Consider the following 17,893-nt stretch of genomic DNA (forward strand, 5'->3'; position numbering starts at 1 on the left):
AACGGTGATCCTGCCTTGGTGGCCCGGACTGGTGTGCCCGGAGCCCGCGCGGTCCGCGGAACCGCACGCCGGGAACTACGCCGCGAACGCCGCTCCCGGTGGTCAGGACGAGCGTTCGACTCAATCAACAACTCAATCGAACACGCGTTCTAACTACTGATGACAGTACACCGCGCCCCCGACAAAAACGCAACCACCGAGACACCGGTCCCGACCGACCGGAACCAGCCACCCGTACCGAAGCGGACCAGGCCCGGAACCGGCCCGGAGCCCGGGAAACCAGGCCCGGCACCACGGACGCCACCCGTCACCGGCACCGGCGGGGACATCGACCGGGGCCGACACTTCCCGGAGTCGTGCCACCGGGAACGGGAGGCGGGCCCGGATCGGCCACGCCCGCCCGCCGCGCACCGGGGCGGGCTTGTTTCACGACCCGGTCGTACGAGCTTCATCTGCGCTTCCCCCGTTCATGGGGACAGGCTGGCTAGCCTGCACATCGTTGATCAACAGGTGCCGAAGCAGGTAACCCGATCATCCGACCCGTCCCGGTGAACCACCGGCACCGCCGGCCCGGGCGGTGTGTACGGGGCGCCCCGGCGCCGCCCCCACCAGGGACGACGCCGTACGCGTGGGCCCGCCGTCGATGCCACGGCCGGCCCACGCGGCGCATCCCGTACCCGTCTTCCCCACCACCCGGCTGCGCGTCGAAGCCGCCGTCACCCACGCCCTCGGACGCTGAGGCCGCCCACCACTCCCCGGCCGATCAGCTCACCGGCGATGCACCGGGAGGCGCTCCTTTTCGGGGGACGAATCTGGTGGCACACGGGTGCCAGGATGTGTGCGTGGCGAACGGGGACGAGCCGAAGATGGGCTGGCGGCTGTTTGCGGGGTTCGTCGCCGCGACCGAACTTCCGGGCCGGTTCGCCGAGGGCGGCTGGCACGCCAAGGTGATCGGCTCCCTGCTGGCCCTGGTCGTCGGGATAGCGCTCCGGGATCTGTTCGGCCTGCTCCTGAGGATGGTCCGCCGGCTCCGCAAACGGATGGCCGAGCGCCGCATACTGTTCGTCATCCCCGAACCGCCCACACCCCAACCGCCGAAGGACCGCACCCGTCGGCTGGGGTAGGGGCCGAGGCACTGCTGGCGCTGGGCCGGGCCGCCGACCGGTCGGTGCCGTTCACGGCCCGGATCGTTGCCAGGTGCGTCGCCAGCGGTCGGCTTCGTCCGGGTGCCGGAAACGGGCCGAGGGCGCGGCCGGACCGTCCGGGTGGACCCCGCACCGGGTGCAGGCCCGGGGTCTGGTGCGGTCCGCACCGCAGACCGTGCACCGTCCGGGGTCGACGGTCCCGGCGCGGTGGGCGGCGACGACCCGGCCCACCACGACGGGCAGCGGTTCGTCGGGGTGGTGGGTGAAGTCCGGGCAGTAGGCCAGCGAGGACCACTGTCCGAACACCCAGTGGCTCGACACCACCGGGACACGCTGCCCGCCGGCCTTCGACCGGCGGCGGGCGGCCACCACGGGGGTGGCGTACCCGAGCGCGAGTTGTCGGGCGGCTTCAAGTTCGTCCACCGCCCGGACCAGGGCATCCGGGTCGTCGTCGAGCCGGTACGGAATGCGCGCGGAGCGGACCAGATGGTGCCAGGTCGCGCGGAATCCGTACGGCGGGAAGCTCAGTGCGCAGCCGCGCAACGCCCAGAGCCGGTGGTGCACCGGCAGGTCGGTGTCCCTGACATGACGCGCCTCGGCCGGAAAGCTGGTCATCCGATCCCCGACATGGTCAGCCGCCGTACGCCCGGAGGGCGATCGCGTTCGCACCCTTCTGGATGCCGCCCATCATCATGCCCCGTCGGGTGCTCGGCGCGAAGCCGCTGGTGCCGCCCGGCGGGCGGTCTCGGTTGACGGTGCCGTACGGGCCCATCCGGTTCTCGTAGCCGGCGAACGCCACCCGGTGGTCCCCGCCGGCTGCGGCGAGTTTGCCGCCCGACCTGCCGTGTCGGCCGTTGCGTGATCGGCTATCCGAACCGTGGGAGTAACGGCCGGGTGACGGTTGAGTCCTGACGGCGCATCGGTAATCTCAGTCGGTGACGACTCGCAACCCGGCTCTCGGCGTGATCATGGTCCTCTCGGCCAGCGCCCTGTTCGCGGTCAACGGCACCGTGTCGAAGCTGGTGCTGCGCGCCGGGATCGAGGCACCGCAACTCACCCTGATCCGGGCGGCTGGTGCCTTCGCCGGACTGCTGCTGTTGAGCGTGCTGCTGCGTCCGGGCGTACGCCGCCTGCGAGTCACCCTCCGCGACCTGCCGCTGCTGATCGGGTTCGGCCTGGCCGGGTTCTTCCTCACCCCGATGCTCTACTTCGTGGCGATCTCCCGCCTGCCGGTCGGGATCGGGCTGCTGTTCGAGTACACCGCACCGCTGCTGGTCGCGCTCTGGGCCCGGTTCGGCCAGCGCCAGCGGGCCCGCCCCCGGCTCTGGTTCGGGCTGGCCGCGAGCCTGGCGGGGCTGGCCTGTGTGGCCGAGATCTGGGGCTCGCTGAACCTGGACGGGGTCGGCGTACTCGCCGGGCTCTCGGCGGCGGTGGTGCTCGCCTGTTACTACGTGCTCGGCGCACGGGGTGTGCAGCAGCGCGACACGCTCTCCCTGACCACCTGGGCGTTCGGCGCGTCGGCCGTGGCCGGTCTGTTGACCAGGGCGGTCACCGCCGGCAGCGGGGGTTGGGAGCCGCTCGGGGAGCGCAGCGGCGGCGTACCGGTCCTGCTGCTCTGCGCGTACGTGGTGGTGCTCGGCTCGATCGCGCCGTTCCTGCTTGTCTCCGGCGCCCTGCGCCACCTGCCGGCAACCAGCGTCAGCATCCTCGGCATGGCCGAACCCGTGATCGCCTCCATCGTCGCCTGGCTGACCCTGGGCGCCACCGAATCCCTCACCCCCATCCAGATCACCGGCGGCCTGGTAGTCCTAGCCGGCGTAGCCCTAGCCGAAACCGCCCGCCTCCCCACCCCCACCCCACCCCTCCCCCCACCCCCCGACCATCGCGTTGATCATGAAGTTAGCTACCTCGAAACGCCCGATCCGGCGCGCTAACTTCATGATCAACGGGGCGATCGGGGGGGTGGGGGAGCCGGGCCAGCTGGGGGCGGCGGGTGAGTTCCTCCGGCGGGGTGTTGCGGAACGTGCCGTGCGCGTCCGGCACCCGCACCGCCGCCTCCGGTACGGCGTTCAGGCTCGGCCGCGTACGAGCGGGAGGAACACCTCGTCGACGATCTCGACCAGTACCTCGTCGGGTACGGAGGGGATGCCGCGCATCGCGTACTCGGCGCGCAGCAGCATCATCGGCGTCATCGCCACCCGGTGGTGTGCGGCCCCGGCCGGCGCCTCACCCCGGGCCGCGGCGCGCTCCAGCATCGCCAGCCAGGCACGGTCCATGGTGTCCGCGCCGGACCGCTCCCGCATCAGGGTGAGCAGTTCGGGGTCGTCGGCCGCGGCGGCGAGCAACCCGCGCAGGATCGTCCCGTGCGGCGACGACCACGTCTCGTTCGCCCGCCGCAGCATCTCCAGCGCGTCACCCCGCAGGGTGCCGGTGTCCGGGTTCGGCATCACCGCGTCGGACAGGTGACGGTACGCCGCGATGCCCAGCGCCGCCCGGTGCGGCCACCGGCGGTAGATCGCGTTCTTGTTGGTGCCGGCCCGGACGGCGACCCGGTCCATGGTCATTCCCGCGTACCCGGACTCACGCAGTTCCTCCGCCGCCGCGTGCAGGATCGCCCGTTCCAACTCCTCGCCCCGACGCCTCGTACCCATGCCCTGCAGGGTACGCGACGTACCCTATAAGGTACGCGGCGTACCCTATGAGCGAGGAGAGTCGTCCGATGCGCGTCTTCGGCATGAACTACGACACCGGCTTCGTGAGCGCGGGGTCCACCACCCACGAGCCGTTCGACCCCGAGACCGTGCGACGCGACCTGCGTGTCATCCGCGACGAGCTGCACTGCGACGCGGTGCGCATCACCGGCGGGATCCAGGACCGGCTCGAACTGGCCGCGGGGTTCGCCGCCGAGGCCGGGCTCGAGGTCTGGTACTCCCCGTTCACCAACGGCCTCGACCGCGACGGGCTGCTGGCGTTCGTGCTCGACGGCGCCGAACGGGCCGAGCGGCTGCGGCGCAGCGGGGCGTCGGTCGTGTACCTCACCGGCTCCGAGATCGCCATGTTCACCGACGGCTTCCTGCCCGGCAACGACCTGGCCGAACGGATGGCCCTGTTCACCGACCCGATGCGGATGCGGGACGCGGTCCCGGCCGCACGCGCCGCCGTGCACGACTTCCTCACCGAGGCACTACCCGCCGTACGGGAGCGGTTCGCAGGACCCGTCGGCTACGCCTCGATCCCGCTGGAGGCCGTGGACTGGGCGCCGTTCGACATCATCGCCAGCGACGCCGGGTACCGCGACGCGACCAACGCCGCGACGTTCCCGCAGACCCTGGCGGTCGCGGTGGGGCAGGGCAAGCCGTACGCCGCGACCGAGTTCGGCTGCTGCACCTTCCACGGGGCGGCCGGCGTAGCGGGCGCGACGGAGCCGGTGACCTACGACGAGCACGGCCGCGCCGCGAAGCTCACCTCAGTGCTGGAGCGCGACGAGGAGGGCCAGGCCCGGTACGTCGTGGACCTGCTGCGCGACTACGAGGCCGGCGGGGTGGAGGCGGCGTTCGTGTACACGTTCGCGAACCGCCACCTGCCCACCACGGACGACCCGGACCGGGACTTCGACCTGGCCGCGCGCGGGATCGTCCGGGTGCTGCCGGACGGCTCGTGGACACCGAAGGCCGCCTTCCACGCCCTTGCCGCGTACGGCCGCTCGCGCGCACGGAGCCGGTCGGCCGCGCAGCGTCGCTCAGCAGCGCACTTGTAGTTTCGGTTTACGGTGAGGGCTCACCGGTCCCCCGAGTCAGCCGAGGGAAGCGATGCCGAAACTGACCAGGAAGGCGGCCGGCTCGCCCCGGTCGGCACAGGGCGACAGGCTGCCGGCGCAGGGGGACGGGCCGGCGGCGCTCCTCCTCACCGGCCTGACCAAGTCCTTCGGCGACAACACCGCGGTCGACCGGGTCGACCTCACCGTCCCGGCGGGATCGTTCTTCGGCCTGGTCGGGCCCAACGGTGCCGGCAAGACGACGGCGTTGTCGATGGCGGTCGGGCTGTTGCGCCCCGACGCCGGCACCTCGTCGGTGTTCGGCGTCGACATGTGGTCCGACCCGGTACGGGCCAAGGCCCTGATCGGAGTGCTCCCCGACAACCTCGCGTTGCCCGAACGGCTGACCGGGCGGGAACTTCTCACGTTTCTCGGCCAGCTACGCGGGCTCGATCCGGCCGCGGTCACCGAGCGGGTCCGCGAACTGCTCGACGTGATGAACCTGGAGCACGCCGAACGGACGCTGATCGTCGACTACTCGACCGGCATGCGGAAGAAGATCGGCCTGGCGACCGCACTCCTGCACGCGCCCCGGCTACTGGTGCTCGACGAGCCGTTCGAGGCGGTCGACCCGGTGTCGGCGGTGGCGTTGAAGGGAATCCTGGCGCGGTTCGTCGCCGGTGGCGGTTCGGTGGTGCTGTCGAGCCACGTCATGGCGCTCGTCGAGCAGCTCTGCGACACGGTCGCCGTCATGGTCGAGGGCGGGGTGGTGGCGGCCGGTCCGCTCGACGAGGTCCGGGGCGGGGGTTCCCTCGAGGAGACCTTCGTCCGGCTGGCCGGCGGCGACGCCCGTGCCTCGGAAGGGCTGTCGTGGTTGGCGTCCTGATCCGGATGAAGCTGGCGATCGTCCGGAACTCCATGACTGGCGGCCGGGCCGCGTTGATGATCACCGGGGGCGTGCTCGGCGTCCTGGTCGCCGCCGCCACCATCTGGCTCAGTCTGGTGGACCCGTCCGGGGCCGGTGTGGTTCCCGATCTCCTCGCCACGGCGTACCTGGTCTGGTTGCTCGGGTGGGTGGTCGGCCCGCTGTGGGGTGCCTCGTCGGTCCTGCGCGTCGACCACTTCGCGCTGCTCCCGGTGCCGCGCCGGCAGTTGGCGGTCGGCCTGCTCGGTGCCGCGTTCGTCGGTCTCACCGCCGCGGTGACGGCGCTCGCCTTCCTCAGCCTGGTCGTGTACGGCATCCGGCAGGGTCTGCTGCCGGCACTCGTCGCGCTGCCGGCGGCCGCGCTGCAACTGGTCCTGGTGGTCCTGCTGTCCCGCGCGTCCTACAGCGTGTTCGGTCTGATCGCCCGGCGGCGGGTCGGGTCGGTGTTCACCGGGCTCCTGGTCGCCGCCTTCCTGATCCTCACCCAGTCCGGCTGGATCGTCGTCGTCGCGATCGCCTACTCGGAGGTCCTCACCACCGGTTTCCCGTCCGGGTACTCGACCGTGGTGCGGGCGCTCCCGTCCGGATGGGGCGTGGTCGCCGTCGAGTCCGCCCACAACGGGCAGTGGTGGGGCGCGGTCGGTCCACTCGCGGCCATGGTCGCACTGATCGGCCTGCTGCTGCTCGGGTGGAGTCGCACACTGGGTTCGTTCCGCCACGGCCGGGCGACGATCCGCGGCAGCGGCCACGCCCCGGTCGCCACCGCGCCCGTGCTGGCCGGGCGCACCACGGCCGTGGTCCGCAAGGAACTGCGCACCTGGTGGCGCGATCCGGCGCGGGTCCAGCTACTGGCGATCGTGCTCGGTTGGGCGTTGGGAACCGCACTGCTGCCGCTGACCCTGGGCTGGACGGAGGCGCTTCCGTGGGCCGGGCCGGGTATGGCGTTGATGGCGGTCACGGTGGCCTGCAACCTCTACGCCGAAGACGGCACCGCGCTGTGGCTGACCCTGCAGACCAGCACCGAGAAGGAGGACCTGCGCGGCCGGCAGTGGGCGTACCTGCTGGTGTTCGGGTCACTCACCGTCGCCGTCACGGTCGGGTTCACGCTCTGGAGCGGGTCAACCTGGGCCTGGCCGTGGGTGTCCGCGCTGGTGCCGGCCCTGCTCGGCGGCGGGGTGGGCCTGGCCGCGTACGCCTCGGTCGTGGCGCTGGCGCCCGGCCCGGACGCGCATCGGCGGCCGGACAACCCGCTCGAGCACGCCGAGACCCCGTGGCAGTCCCAGGTGCTGTTCTGGGTCGGCCTCCTGCCGCCCGTACCGGCGGTTGTGGTCGTCATTCTCGGCACCGTGTTCGACAACGCCGCGCTGCTGTGGGCCGGTGGCCCGGTTGGGCTGGTCACGGGCGTTTTCCTCGGCTGGTGGCTCGGGCGGGTCGCGATCAACCGGCTACGGGCCGGGGGCCCGGAGATGCTGTTCCTGATGCGTACGGGGCGGGCCGCGAAGACCGTTGCCGCGCCGGCGCCCAAGGTCGACGTGCCCAGGGTCAGGCTGTCCGGGCGGGAAAGCCTCGTCGCGGTCCTCTCCTGGATCCTCGGCCCGCTCTGTCTCTTCCCCCAGGGTGTGCTGCCGGTGGTGCTCCTGCTGGCCGATGCCGACCTGAAGCTGTGGTTCCTCGCCCTGCATCTTCCGGATCCGCTGCGCTGGCCGGTGGCGATCCTCATGGTGCTGCTCGGGATCCTCCTCCTCTACCAGGCGATCCGGCTCACCATCAAGAGCAGCCGGCCGGCGCCCGTCCGCCAGTCGCCCGTCCGTGCCGGCACGGGATGACCTCGACGGCGGGTGCTCGTCGGATCACCGCGGTGGTGTGGGCAAGATAAGGGCATGCAGCTTCATGCCAACGTGCAAGCGGTGCAGGACGTACTGGACCGGGCGGACGCGCGGGACGGCTCCGGCGAGCCGGTCCGGGTGCGGATCCTGCCCGAGGCGGTGCACACCGCCGCCGCGGCGGCCGGTGTACTCGGCATCGAGGTCGGGCAGATCGCCAACTCGCTGATCTTCAACGCGGACGGCGCCCCGCTGCTGGTGCTCACCTCGGGCGCGCACCGGGTCGACGTACCCCGGTTGGCGGCCGTACTCGGGCTGACCGCGCTCAAGCGGGCCACCCCGGAGTTCGTACGCGAGCACACCGGCCAGCCGATCGGCGGGGTCGCCCCGATCGGGCATCCGGGTGCGGTCCGTACCCTGGTCGACACCGCGCTCGACGAGTACACCGAGGTCTGGGCGGCCGGCGGGGTGCCGCAGGCGGTTTTCCCCACCACCTACGCCGAGCTGTTACGACTCACCGCCGGCACCCCCGCCGAGGTGGCGTGAACCCGGTTCCCGAGCTGGTCACCCTGCACGTCTGGCGGTTGCCCCGCCGGGCGGTGCCGCGTGCGCTGATCCGGATGGCGGTCGACCGGCGCCGACTGCGGGCCACCCCCGGCGTCCGGTTCGCCAAGCTGCTCGGCACCGGTACGGGCAGCGGCTTCGGGCCCACCGACGCCGACCTGACCCGTTGGGCGGCGCTGGTGGTCTGGGCGGATCCGGCGCGGGCGGCCGACTTCGACGACAGCCCGGTGGGCCGGGCCTGGGGCCGGATCGCCACCTCCGGCGCCCGCCTCGACCTGCGCCCGCTGGCCAGCCGGGGCCGCTGGGCCGGAGCCGAACCCTTCGGCGACCCGACCGCCCGGAGCGGATCGGTGGATGGTCCGGTGCTGGCGCTGACTCGGGCGCGGCTGCGGCCGGCACGGGCGGCGACGTTCTGGCGGGCCATTCCGGCGGTCGCCGCCGCGCTGCCGGACACCCCCGGCCTGACCGCCCGGTTCGGCATCGGTGAGGCGCCGCTGGGCTGGCAGGGCACGGTCAGCGTGTGGCGCAGCAGCGCGGACCTGCTCGCCTTCGCGTACCGTCAGCCGGAGCATCAAAACGCGATCATGCGCACCCCGACCGAACGCTGGTACGCCGAAGAGCTCTTCGCGCGGTTCGAGGTACGCGCGGTCCGTGGCGACCGGACCGTACTGGACTGGACCGGTCACGATGGTGGCCCGACGTGACGGTCGCCGAGAGTGACGATGGTGGCAAGCACGGGCGTGGCAAGCACGAGCGTGACGAGCGTGACCGTGGCAACGAGCGTGACCATCGCGACGAGCGGGGATGACAGCGAGCGTGACGGCGGTGGCGCAGTGAGGAGCGGGCAGGCATGAGATTGGTGCCGTGGCAGCCGGACGATCTCGTCCGGCGGTTGGACGACGTGGTGACGGTCTACGGCGAGGCGATGGGTTACCGGGCGGAGTTGCTGGAGGCGCGCCGGGGCTACATCGCCACTCATGTACGCCGCCGTGGTTTCCGGGCGGTGGCCACGTTGACCAACGACGGGCGGCTGGCCGGTTTCGGCTACGGCTACCACTCGTACCCGGGGCAGTGGTGGCACGACCAGGTGCACACTGCGCTGCCCGGCGACGCCCGCAAGACCTGGTTCGCCGACTGCTTCGAGGTGGTCGAGTTGCACGTACGGCCGGCGGCACAGGGGCACGGGCTCGGCGCCCGGCAGTTGACCGCCCTGCTCGCCATGGCGGGGGCGAGCACCACACTGCTGTCCACCCCGGAGGCGGACGAGCGGAAGTCCCGGGCGTGGCGGCTCTACCGGCGGTTCGGCTTTGTCGACGTGCTGCGCGACTTCCACTTTCCCGGCGACGAGCGGTCGTTCGCCGTACTCGGCCGGGAGTTGCCGCTGCCCCATCCGCCACCGGGCGAGCACGACGACGATCCCGGTTCACCCGGATAACCGGCCGGAGGATCGATGTGAACCGGACCCGGCTGCCCTGGTTCCTGCTGGTCATCCTGGTGCTGGCGCAGATCGGCTACCCGCTCACCGATGGTCAGGACCGGGCCCGGCTGACCATCGTCACGGTTGCCCTCGGCTACCTGCTGTCGGTCGGCCACGCCCTGCTCAGCCGGGGTCCCCGGACCGCCGCCACGCTGGTCCTGGTGACCACCGTCGGGGGTTGGGCGGTCGAGGCGCTGGGCGTGACGACCGGTTTCCCGTTCGGTGCCTACGACTACTCCGGGCAGCTCGGTCCGAAGCTCGGCGGCGTACCGCTGGTCATCCCGCTGGCCTGGACCTGGATGGCGTGGCCGGCGTGGTTGGCGGCGACCCGGCTGACCCGGCCCGGTGTCGGGCGGGTCGCGTTGGCCGGCGTCGGGCTCGCCGCCTGGGACATCTTCCTCGACCCGCAGATGGTCGCCGAGGGTTACTGGACCTGGCGGCATCCGACCCCGGCCCTGCCCGGTGTGCCCGGTGTGCCGGTCGGCAACTACCTGGGGTGGCTCCTGGTCGCGGTGGTGCTGATGGCCCTGCTGGCCCGGCTCGCCCCGACCGCGCCCCCGTTGGACGGCGTCGACACCCCGATGTACGCGCTCTACCTCTGGACCTACGCCTCCAGCGTGCTCGCCCACGCGGTTTTCCTCGACCTGCCCGGCTCGGCCGGTTGGGGGGCCCTGGCCATGTCGGTGGTCGCGCTGCCACTGGCCGGCACGCTGGTCCGCCACCGTCAACCCCATCGGGTACGCGCATGAGCTGGGCCGCCGCAGCCCCGGTCTGGATCGGTTGCGCCGTGGTCGCCGGGCTGACCCTGCACAGCCTGGTCAACGCCACCCGCTGGCTGCGCCGGCCGCCCCTGCGGGCCACCCTGGACGAGCCGGTGTCGGTCCTGCTCCCGCTGCGCGACGAGGCGGACCGCCTCACCCCGTGCCTGCGTTCGCTGCTGGCCCAGCGGGGCGTGCCCGACCTGGAGATCGTGGTCCTCGACGACGGTTCGACCGACGGCACCGCCGACCTGGTCCGGCAGCTCGCCGCCGATGACCCCCGGGTACGCCTGCTCACCGGTTCAGCACCACCGCCCGGCTGGCTAGGGAAGCCGTACGCCTGCCAGCAGCTCGCCGACGCCGCCGTACCCCGGTCGGGCGCGCTGGTGTTCGTGGACGCCGACGTGGTCCTCGCCCCGTACGCCGTGGCGGGTGCGGTGACCGCGCTCCGTACGGCGGGGGCGACGCTGCTCACCCCGTACCCCCGGATCGTGGCCGGGTCGATCGGTGAGCGGCTGGTCCAACCGTTGTTGCAGTGGACCTGGCTTACCTTCCTGCCGTTGCGGCTGATGGAACGGTCGCCCCGGCCGTCGCTGGCCGCCGCCGGTGGCCAGTTCCTGGTGCTGGACCGGGACGGCTACCGGCGGGCCGGCGGACACACGGCGGTACGCGAAAAGATCCTGGAGGACATCGAGCTGGCCCGCGCGGTCAAACGGGCCGGCGGCCGGATCGCCCTGGCCGATGGGTCGGCCCTCGCGGACTGCCGGATGTACGGCTCCTGGGCCGAACTGCGCGACGGCTACACCAAGTCGCTCTGGGCGTCGTTCGGCTCACCGGTGGCCGCCGCGACCGTGCTGACCCTGCTCCTGCTCCTCTACACCGTGCCCCCGCTGCTCGCGGTCGGTGCGGCGGTCGCCGGGGCGGCACCCCTGGCCTGGGTCGCGTTCGCCGCCTACCTGCTGGGGGTCACGGGGAGGGTGGTCAGCGCGCGGGCCAGCGGCGGCCGGACCTGGCCGGACGTATTGGCACACCCACTCTCGGTCGCGCTGCTCGGTTGGCTGACCCTGCGGTCGTACCATCTGCACAGGCGGCAACGCCTGTTCTGGCGTGGCCGACCGGTGCACTGACACCCGGCCCACTGCCCGCCCACCGGAGCAGGGTGCGCCGTCGACCATGCCTGAGGAGGCGTACGGGGTGAGTCGAATTGTCGTTGTCGGCGCCGGAGTCGGTGGGCTGGCCACGGCGGCCCGGTTGGCTGCCGGAGGGCACGAGGTCACCGTCTTCGAACGGTCCGGCACGGTCGGCGGCAAACTCGGCCGGTACTCGCGGGACACCCCGGCCGGTACGTTCCACTTCGACACCGGCCCGAGCCTGCTCACCCTGCCGCAGGTATTCGTCGACCTGTTCCTGGCCACCGGCGCGAAACTCGACGAATACCTGGACCTGGTCCCGCTGGACCCGATCGTCCGGCACCACTTCCCACCGCTGGGCGGCGCACCCGCGACCGTGCTCGACTCCTGCACCGACCCGGGCACCTTCGCGTCCCGGATCGGTGACGTGTTCGGGCCGCAGGCCGAGGCCGACTGGCAGCGGCTGTGGCGGCGGTCCGGCCGGATCTGGCACGCCGCGTGGCGGGACATCCTCCGCGACAGTCTCGACTCACCCCTGGACCTGGCCCGGCTCGCCTGGCGGCTGGGCGACCTGGCCGCCATCCGTCCCGGTCAGAGCCTGCGCGGGATGGGCCGGTCGTACCTGCGCGACCCACGGCTGCGGATGCTGCTGGACCGGTACGCCACCTACACCGGAGCCGACCCGCGCCGGGCCCCGGCCGCACTCGCCGCGGTCCCGTACGCCGAACTGACCTTCGGTGGTTGGTACCTGCGCGGCGGGCTCGGTTCGCTCGCCGACGCGCTGCTCTCCCGCTGCCTCGATCTGGGGGTGGTGGTGCAGACCGGCAGCATGGTCACGGCCATCGACGCCGCCGGGGGCCGGGTGCACGGCGTACGCCTCGCCGGCTCCAACACCCGGGTCCCGGCCGACGTGGTGGTGGCCAATGTGGACGCCCTCACCGTCTACCGGGACCTGCTCCCCCGCCCCGACCGGCTCGCCGGGCTGGCCGACCGGAGCCTGTCCGGTTTCGTGCTCCTGCTCGGTGTGCAAGGCTCGTCCGGGTTGGCGCACCACAACGTGTTCTTCCCGACCGACTACGACGCCGAGTTCGACGCGGTCTTCGGCGACGCCGGTCACGGCGTACCGGCTCGACCGGCGCCGGACCCGACCGTGTTCGTCACCGTGGCCGACGACCCGGCGGTCCGCCCGGACGGGCACGAGGCGTGGTTCGTACTGGTCAACGCCGCACGGCAGGGCCGTTCCCTGTCGGCGGTCAACTGGCGGCGCCCCGGACTCGCCGACGCCTACGCCGACCGGATCCTGGACGTGCTCGCCGCGCGCGGCACCGACGTACGCGACCGCCTGCTGTTCCGCGAGGTCCGTACGCCCGCCGACCTGGCCACCGCGACCAGCACCCCCGGCGGGGCGATCTACGGCACCGCCGGTGGCCTGCTCCGCCCACCGAACCGGGGCCCGGTGCCCGGACTCTTCCTGGTCGGAGGCTCCACCCACCCCGGCGGCGGCCTGCCGATGGTCACCCTCTCCGCCCAGATCGTCGCCAACCAGATCGGCCCCGCCTGACCCCCGGTACTGTTCGACGGATCAGGACGAGGGCGAAATTGCGGTCGCGTGCCGGGCCGTACCCGTTAACCTCGGCATCGTTCATCGAGACGGCGGAGTGAGGACGGACAAGATGCGCGTCGACGCACCCGGAGCCGGCAGCAACCCCACCACCGACCGCCTCGTGCTGAGCGTGCCGCAGTCGTCCGACCTGGCGGAACTCCACCAGTTGTACGCGGACCCGCAGGTCTGGCGCGCCGACCCGATCAGCCGTCAGTCCAGCCAGGAGCAGACCGCCACGATGGTCGATCGTTGGCTGGCCGGCTGGCAGCGCGACGGTCTGAGTATGTGGGTGGCCCGGAGCACCGAGCCGGCCGCCGAGGGCCAACTCGTCGGGATCGGCGGCTGTTTCGTCCGGTTCGGCGTGGCCTGGAACCTCGGCTTCCGCCTCCACCCGACCTTCTGGGGCCAGGGGTACGCCCAGGAGATCATCCGCGCGGCGGTCGCCGCCGCTCGCGACGTACGCGAGGATCTGCCGCTGACCGCGTACCTGCTAAAGGGCAACACCCGGTCGCAGCGTACGACCGAACGGGCCGGTTTGCGACAGGTCTGGCGCGGCCCCGACGCCGGCAACCCCGACCCCCGGGCCATCCGCCTGCTCTACGCCGACCGCGACCTGTCCCCCGCCCTGGTCAAGACCCTGACCGACAACTGAGTCACCGGCGTACGGCCGCCTCAGCGGATGACGTCGTAGACGAACATGGTGATGCCGTTGTTGTACGACTTCGACTCGACCAGCTTCAACAACTGCTTGTCCTTGTCGGTCTCGCTGAACATCCGCTTGCCACTTCCGAGCAGGACCGGGAAGACCAGCAGGTGGTAGCGGTCGATCAGGCCGGCGTCGGAGAGGTTGCGGGCGAGGGTGGCGCTGCCGTGGATGACGATCGGGCCGCCGTCGGTCTCCTTGAGCTTCGCGACGTCGTCGAGCGTACGCAGGATCGTGATGTCACCCCAGTTGTCGACCAGGGCGTCCTCGCCGAGGGTGGTCGAGACGACGTACTTCGGCAGTTCCTTGAGGGGCGCGAAGTCCTCGATGTCGGGCCAGATCGGCGAGAACACCTCGTAGCTGGTCCGGCCGAACATCAGCGCGGTGGCCTCCTCCGTCTCCCGACCCTTCAGCTCGTACGCCTCCGGCAGGAACTCGATGTCCTTGTAGGTCCAGCCGCCGCTGCGGTGCGCCTCGGTCGGGCTGCCGCCGCCGGGAGAGTCGACAACGCCGTCCAGCGACACAAAGGCGGTGTAGATCAGCTTGCGCATTTTCGGTGTCCTATCCGTGTGGTCCGGGTGGATGTCCTCAGTCTCCGGTGGTGCCACGCGTACGGCCACGATTAGGCTCAGCCCTAATCGGAAGGGGCGCCCGGGTGATTCACCTGCACTTCACGGCGACCGACCTTACCCGCGTACGCTTCGCCGCATCGCCCCTCACCGAAACCGTCGCGAGCCTGCGTACGCTGGCCGCCGCCGGGCGGGGAGGGCACCTGCACCGCCCGTGGATCACCAGGTTCGCCGAGCGGGCGAGCCGGCTGCGCGAGCACGACCTCGACCTGCTGCGGGCGCTGGTACGCCCGGCGGGCTACATCCCCGACTTTCTCCTGCCGCCCCCGAGCCGCCGGTCCTCCACCTTCGGTGATGCGCTCGCGCAGGTCGCCGACACCGATCCGGAGATCGTGGCGCGGGAGCTGGCACACCTGGCCGCCCACCGGGCCGCCCAGCAGGGACCCGGCCACGAAGAACGGCGCGCCCTGCTCCAAGCACTCGTACGCCGACCAGACGCCGGCATCGGCCCCGTCACCGAGGCGCTCGACGCGTACCACCGGGTCGCGATCGCCCCGGATTGGGCCCGGATCGACGCGTTGCTCAACGACGACATCGCGTACCGGCTCGATGCCCTGGCCGAGGGCGGCGTCGACCGGATGATGACCAACCTGCACCCGTCGGTCACCTTCGCCGACCAGACGCTGAGGATCGCCAAGTACTACGAGGGCCACGCCGACTGTGGCGGGCGCGGGCTGCTCCTCGTACCGTGCGCCTTCGCCTGGCCGGACGTCCTGGTACGGACCGCGCAGCCCGAGCCTCCCAGCGTCTCCTACTCCCCGCGCGGCCTCGGCCGGCTCTGGGAGGAGCACCCCGAACAGACCGGCTCGGCCCTCGCCGGGGTCCTCGGGCAGACCCGGGCCGCCCTGCTGACCCAACTCGACCTGCCGATGTCGACCAGCCAGGCCGCCACCCAGATGGCGCTGGCCGCACCGACGCTCAGCGTGCACCTCCAGGCGCTGCGCGCCGCCGGGCTGCTCACCTCGCGCCGAGCGGGCCGACAGGTGCTCTACTCCCGCACCGACCTCGGCAACCGCCTACTCACCGAGGCAGGCCGCCAGCCCACCCCCTGAGCGTCGCACGCGCCGGACAGTCCGCCGCTTCGCGCGCGGCACCCGTCAGGGCGCCCGCCGCGACCGGTTCAGTGCTGTTTCGCCAGCCCGACGAACGCACGCCAAGCGGCCGGACCGAAGGCCAGAGCGGGCCCGGCCGGGTCCTTGCTGTCCCGTACGCCGACAACACCGGGAAGGTTCTTCGCCACCTCGACGCAGGTCGACCCACCGTTGCTGCTGCGGGTCGACTTCCGCCAGATGGCACCGGTCAGGTCTGCCATGTCGCTGCCACTTCCTTGATCAGATCGAGGGTTTGAGGAGCGGACAGGGCCACGGCCCTGATGGCTTCCCACGCTGCTGCGAGGGTATCAATGTCGTCCTGCGTGTTGAATACGTGCGCACGTAGCCGATCATCGAGGTGGGCCGCCTCCCCGTACGGACCCTTCGCCAGGATGAAACCCCCGGCAAGCCCAGCATGACCCCCCGCACTGGCCGGCACCACCTGAATATGCACATGGGGCCGCTCAGCGAGTCGGACCAGGTGTGCACACTGCTCCGCCATGATCGCCCGGCTACCCACGCACCGCCGGACCACGGCCTCGTCGATCATCGCGAAGAACTGCGGTGGCCTCCGCCCATCCAGGACCGGTTGTCGCTCTATTCGCGACGCCACAAGCTCGTCCACCTCGTCGACGTTGAACAGGCCACCCCACCCGATGACGGCCTGCGCGTACGCCTCCGTCTGGAGCAGGCCAGGCACCAGGGCGGGCTCGAACCAGCGGAGCAACCGCGCGTCGCGCTCGTATTCCAACCACTCACGCAACCAGGTCGGATGCCGGCGCTTCAGTACGTCCGGCCAAAGGTCCCCTACGTCCCGTCCCACCAGCTCAGCAACCCGAGCACGGTGACGTGTCTGCGGAATCCGTCCCGGAGTTACCCATCGGGCCGCCGTTTTCGGGTCTACGCCGATCTCGGCGGCCAACGATTCGGCGGTGTGTCCCGATTCGATCATCGCGACTTGAAGTGCGTGGTTCATTCCGTCTCCTCATAGGACGTACTGAACAGACGAAAAACCTACCGCAACGCTGTGTGTTTGTTCCAGTACGCAAGTCAGCCTGATTCCTGAGGTTGGCGTGGCCGGTGGAGGTAGAGCCCGGCGGTCGCGTCAACGGGGCGCCCCTGACCTGCGCCAGGGGCGCCCCTTCCAATCCGAGGAGGTGTGACGATGTTCGTCTTCCGTCGTTGGTGCAGGGCCGTGTGGCCGTGGTCGCTCGGGTCCGTACCGCCGCAACCCCCACCACCGCCGCCGCCCCCTCCGCCCGCACGCCCGACCTGGTCAACCGCACCAACCGTCCTCTTCTATCCGCTCCTGACGCTCGGCCAGCGGCTCGGATACCGCGTGGACCGCCAGAGCGGTGAGCGGAGATGACCGGCCGACCACTGGTGAGCCTCGGGGACATCGTCAACGCCGAGGCGGGCGACTACTACCGGGGCGACCGGGGCCCTCTCGAACGCGGTGAGGGTGACCTGCACATGCGCGTCACACACGTGCTGGCCAGCACCGAGACGTACGCGGGCGACTGGATCGCCCTGCGCGGCATCGAGCGGCCACCCGGCCAGCCCGAGCAACCCGAGGCATGCTTCGTCGTGCACCGCCGCGCCCTGCCCGGCTATGAGCCTCGACCGCTACCCACGGTCGCCGGCCAGGTCGAATGGACCGGCGAATGACCGCGGAGGGGCAACGCATTCCGGAACTACAGGACCACGGTCCCCTCAGACCGTTCTGGTTCTGCCACATCGACGCCCTACCGTGGCCCTGCCCCGACGCCAGACTCAATTTGATCCACGGGTTCGAGGGCCGCCGGGTCGCGCTGTACCTGTATCTCGCCGGCCAGTTCGTCCACGCACTCGACGACCTCTACTCAATCGACTCGTCACTGACCGCGCCACCCGAGCCCGCCGCCATCCACGCCCGCATCATCGGCTGGGTAGCCGCCCACGAGACCCGACGCCGCCGCCGATCCATCTGAAGCCACCGATCGATCTGTTTCCGTCCCGCCCTCGTCGGTCGACGCCACCAGGGCACGGCCCGCAGAGCGTCCCCCGCACTCCCTCGACGATCTTGCACTTGTGGCGCCCGGATGAGGGCACTCATCCGGATTTGTGTCCCACCACAAGTGCAAGATCGTCGCGCCACCCGGTCTGCCACGTACCCAAAACCGATCGTGCGCCCACGGACCCGGCGGCCGAACCGACCAGCGCAAGCCGGAAGGGGTTGGGGGCGGCGTGACCCGCGAAGGGATCAAGCTTGACGGAGACGCGGAACTCGCGCCGGCGGCGGGCGCCGTCCG

22 protein-coding genes are annotated in these 17,893 nt (G+C 71.6%); 15 read left to right on the plus strand and 7 right to left on the minus strand.

Annotated features, from left to right (window positions below):
* Window positions 1-842: 842 nt before the first annotated feature.
* Entirely contained in the window at window positions 843-1,124 is a 282-nt protein-coding gene (locus ACWEFB_RS36305) for a hypothetical protein (RefSeq protein ID WP_452292781.1), read from the plus strand.
* A 51-nt stretch (window positions 1,125-1,175) separates the two neighbouring features.
* On the opposite strand, the gene ACWEFB_RS36310 is transcribed toward ACWEFB_RS36305, so the two are convergent.
* Both ACWEFB_RS36310 and ACWEFB_RS36315 read right to left on the minus strand, forming a co-directional pair.
* On the minus strand, window positions 1,176-1,760 hold the full coding sequence (locus ACWEFB_RS36310) for a hypothetical protein (RefSeq protein WP_452292782.1): 585 nt from the start codon (window positions 1,758-1,760) through the stop codon (window positions 1,176-1,178).
* A 16-nt stretch (window positions 1,761-1,776) separates the two neighbouring features.
* On the minus strand, window positions 1,777-1,944 hold the full coding sequence (locus tag ACWEFB_RS36315) for a hypothetical protein (protein WP_452292783.1): 168 nt from the start codon (window positions 1,942-1,944) through the stop codon (window positions 1,777-1,779).
* Window positions 1,945-2,080: 136 nt separating this feature from the next.
* On the opposite strand from ACWEFB_RS36315, the gene ACWEFB_RS36320 reads away from it, so the two are divergent.
* Window positions 2,081-3,079: an EamA family transporter gene (locus tag ACWEFB_RS36320; protein WP_452292784.1), complete on the plus strand. Its 999-nt coding sequence runs from the start codon at window positions 2,081-2,083 to the stop codon at window positions 3,077-3,079.
* A gap of 135 nt (window positions 3,080-3,214) precedes the next feature.
* On the opposite strand, the gene ACWEFB_RS36325 is transcribed toward ACWEFB_RS36320, so the two are convergent.
* Window positions 3,215-3,796 carry a TetR/AcrR family transcriptional regulator gene (locus ACWEFB_RS36325; RefSeq protein WP_452292785.1) on the minus strand — a complete coding sequence of 194 codons (582 nt, stop codon included), beginning with the start codon at window positions 3,794-3,796 and terminating at the stop codon, window positions 3,215-3,217.
* Window positions 3,797-3,864: 68 nt separating this feature from the next.
* Between ACWEFB_RS36325 and ACWEFB_RS36330 the strand changes: the two genes are divergently transcribed.
* The 10 genes from ACWEFB_RS36330 (at window position 3,865) to ACWEFB_RS36375 (ending at window position 13,831) form a co-directional block, all read left to right on the plus strand.
* A complete protein-coding gene (locus ACWEFB_RS36330; protein ID WP_452292786.1) occupies window positions 3,865-4,902 on the plus strand; it encodes a hypothetical protein in 1,038 nt (345 codons plus the stop codon).
* A 52-nt stretch (window positions 4,903-4,954) separates the two neighbouring features.
* Window positions 4,955-5,785, plus strand: a complete 831-nt coding sequence (locus ACWEFB_RS36335) for an ABC transporter ATP-binding protein (protein WP_452292787.1) — start codon at window positions 4,955-4,957, stop codon at window positions 5,783-5,785.
* Complete coding sequence (locus ACWEFB_RS36340; protein WP_452292788.1) at window positions 5,770-7,650, plus strand: hypothetical protein; 1,881 nt, start codon at window positions 5,770-5,772, stop codon at window positions 7,648-7,650. The genes ACWEFB_RS36335 and ACWEFB_RS36340 overlap by 16 nt, the downstream gene beginning before the upstream one ends.
* A gap of 54 nt (window positions 7,651-7,704) precedes the next feature.
* Window positions 7,705-8,193, plus strand: coding sequence for a YbaK/EbsC family protein (locus ACWEFB_RS36345; protein WP_452292789.1), 489 nt, complete (start codon window positions 7,705-7,707; stop codon window positions 8,191-8,193).
* Complete coding sequence (locus tag ACWEFB_RS36350; protein WP_452292790.1) at window positions 8,190-8,915, plus strand: monooxygenase; 726 nt, start codon at window positions 8,190-8,192, stop codon at window positions 8,913-8,915. The genes ACWEFB_RS36345 and ACWEFB_RS36350 overlap by 4 nt, the downstream gene beginning before the upstream one ends.
* A gap of 146 nt (window positions 8,916-9,061) precedes the next feature.
* Window positions 9,062-9,646 carry a GNAT family N-acetyltransferase gene (locus tag ACWEFB_RS36355; RefSeq protein WP_326556744.1) on the plus strand — a complete coding sequence of 195 codons (585 nt, stop codon included), beginning with the start codon at window positions 9,062-9,064 and terminating at the stop codon, window positions 9,644-9,646.
* Between the two features lie 17 nt (window positions 9,647-9,663).
* Window positions 9,664-10,437 carry a carotenoid biosynthesis protein gene (locus tag ACWEFB_RS36360; RefSeq protein ID WP_452292791.1) on the plus strand — a complete coding sequence of 258 codons (774 nt, stop codon included), beginning with the start codon at window positions 9,664-9,666 and terminating at the stop codon, window positions 10,435-10,437.
* Window positions 10,434-11,573: a glycosyltransferase gene (locus ACWEFB_RS36365; protein WP_452292792.1), complete on the plus strand. Its 1,140-nt coding sequence runs from the start codon at window positions 10,434-10,436 to the stop codon at window positions 11,571-11,573. The genes ACWEFB_RS36360 and ACWEFB_RS36365 overlap by 4 nt, the downstream gene beginning before the upstream one ends.
* Before the next feature lie 67 nt (window positions 11,574-11,640).
* Entirely contained in the window at window positions 11,641-13,137 is a 1,497-nt protein-coding gene (locus ACWEFB_RS36370) for a phytoene desaturase family protein (RefSeq protein ID WP_452292793.1), read from the plus strand.
* Between the two features lie 112 nt (window positions 13,138-13,249).
* Window positions 13,250-13,831, plus strand: a complete 582-nt coding sequence (locus ACWEFB_RS36375; protein WP_452292794.1) for a GNAT family N-acetyltransferase — start codon at window positions 13,250-13,252, stop codon at window positions 13,829-13,831.
* Between the two features lie 20 nt (window positions 13,832-13,851).
* Here ACWEFB_RS36375 and ACWEFB_RS36380 read toward each other — a convergent pair whose 3' ends face one another.
* Window positions 13,852-14,433 carry a dihydrofolate reductase family protein gene (locus ACWEFB_RS36380; RefSeq protein WP_452292795.1) on the minus strand — a complete coding sequence of 194 codons (582 nt, stop codon included), beginning with the start codon at window positions 14,431-14,433 and terminating at the stop codon, window positions 13,852-13,854.
* 104 nt (window positions 14,434-14,537) lie between these two features.
* On the opposite strand from ACWEFB_RS36380, the gene ACWEFB_RS36385 reads away from it, so the two are divergent.
* Window positions 14,538-15,563 carry a DUF5937 family protein gene (locus ACWEFB_RS36385; RefSeq protein ID WP_452292796.1) on the plus strand — a complete coding sequence of 342 codons (1,026 nt, stop codon included), beginning with the start codon at window positions 14,538-14,540 and terminating at the stop codon, window positions 15,561-15,563.
* 68 nt (window positions 15,564-15,631) lie between these two features.
* On the opposite strand, the gene ACWEFB_RS36390 is transcribed toward ACWEFB_RS36385, so the two are convergent.
* On the minus strand, window positions 15,632-15,823 hold the full coding sequence (locus tag ACWEFB_RS36390) for a DUF397 domain-containing protein (RefSeq protein WP_326556738.1): 192 nt from the start codon (window positions 15,821-15,823) through the stop codon (window positions 15,632-15,634).
* Window positions 15,811-16,578, minus strand: coding sequence for a DUF5753 domain-containing protein (locus tag ACWEFB_RS36395; protein ID WP_452292797.1), 768 nt, complete (start codon window positions 16,576-16,578; stop codon window positions 15,811-15,813). The genes ACWEFB_RS36390 and ACWEFB_RS36395 overlap by 13 nt, the downstream gene beginning before the upstream one ends.
* Window positions 16,579-16,967: 389 nt before the next feature.
* Here ACWEFB_RS36395 and ACWEFB_RS36400 point away from each other — a divergent pair, with 389 nt between their 5' ends.
* Both ACWEFB_RS36400 and ACWEFB_RS36405 read left to right on the plus strand, forming a co-directional pair.
* Window positions 16,968-17,270 carry a hypothetical protein gene (locus tag ACWEFB_RS36400; RefSeq protein WP_452292798.1) on the plus strand — a complete coding sequence of 101 codons (303 nt, stop codon included), beginning with the start codon at window positions 16,968-16,970 and terminating at the stop codon, window positions 17,268-17,270.
* Window positions 17,267-17,572 (plus strand): hypothetical protein, encoded by a 306-nt coding sequence (locus ACWEFB_RS36405; RefSeq protein ID WP_452292799.1) that lies wholly within the window; start codon window positions 17,267-17,269, stop codon window positions 17,570-17,572. Before ACWEFB_RS36400 ends, ACWEFB_RS36405 begins: the two co-directional genes overlap by 4 nt.
* Window positions 17,573-17,693: 121 nt before the next feature.
* Here the strand turns inward: ACWEFB_RS36405 and ACWEFB_RS36410 are convergent.
* On the minus strand, window positions 17,694-17,893 hold a 200-nt coding region (locus ACWEFB_RS36410), incomplete at its 5' end, for a hypothetical protein (RefSeq protein ID WP_452292800.1).

This window comes from Micromonospora sp. NPDC004704 (assembly GCF_053601675.1).

What these genes read in the sequence shown, in the direction of transcription:
- ACWEFB_RS36325 (WP_452292785.1), bottom strand. Translation starts at nt 3,796, where the DNA reads ATGGGTACGAGGCGTCGGGGCGAGGAGTTGGAACGGGCGATCCTGCAC.
- ACWEFB_RS36390 (WP_326556738.1), bottom strand. Translation starts at nt 15,823, where the DNA reads ATGGCAGACCTGACCGGTGCCATCTGGCGGAAGTCGACCCGCAGCAGC.
- ACWEFB_RS36375 (WP_452292794.1), top strand. Translation starts at nt 13,250, where the DNA reads ATGCGCGTCGACGCACCCGGAGCCGGCAGCAACCCCACCACCGACCGC.
- ACWEFB_RS36405 (WP_452292799.1), top strand. Translation starts at nt 17,267, where the DNA reads ATGACCGCGGAGGGGCAACGCATTCCGGAACTACAGGACCACGGTCCC.
- ACWEFB_RS36365 (WP_452292792.1), top strand. Translation starts at nt 10,434, where the DNA reads ATGAGCTGGGCCGCCGCAGCCCCGGTCTGGATCGGTTGCGCCGTGGTC.
- ACWEFB_RS36330 (WP_452292786.1), top strand. Translation starts at nt 3,865, where the DNA reads ATGCGCGTCTTCGGCATGAACTACGACACCGGCTTCGTGAGCGCGGGG.
- ACWEFB_RS36345 (WP_452292789.1), top strand. Translation starts at nt 7,705, where the DNA reads ATGCAGCTTCATGCCAACGTGCAAGCGGTGCAGGACGTACTGGACCGG.
- ACWEFB_RS36355 (WP_326556744.1), top strand. Translation starts at nt 9,062, where the DNA reads ATGAGATTGGTGCCGTGGCAGCCGGACGATCTCGTCCGGCGGTTGGAC.
- ACWEFB_RS36335 (WP_452292787.1), top strand. Translation starts at nt 4,955, where the DNA reads ATGCCGAAACTGACCAGGAAGGCGGCCGGCTCGCCCCGGTCGGCACAG.
- ACWEFB_RS36395 (WP_452292797.1), bottom strand. Translation starts at nt 16,578, where the DNA reads ATGAACCACGCACTTCAAGTCGCGATGATCGAATCGGGACACACCGCC.
- ACWEFB_RS36400 (WP_452292798.1), top strand. Translation starts at nt 16,968, where the DNA reads ATGACCGGCCGACCACTGGTGAGCCTCGGGGACATCGTCAACGCCGAG.
- ACWEFB_RS36310 (WP_452292782.1), bottom strand. Translation starts at nt 1,760, where the DNA reads ATGACCAGCTTTCCGGCCGAGGCGCGTCATGTCAGGGACACCGACCTG.
- ACWEFB_RS36380 (WP_452292795.1), bottom strand. Translation starts at nt 14,433, where the DNA reads ATGCGCAAGCTGATCTACACCGCCTTTGTGTCGCTGGACGGCGTTGTC.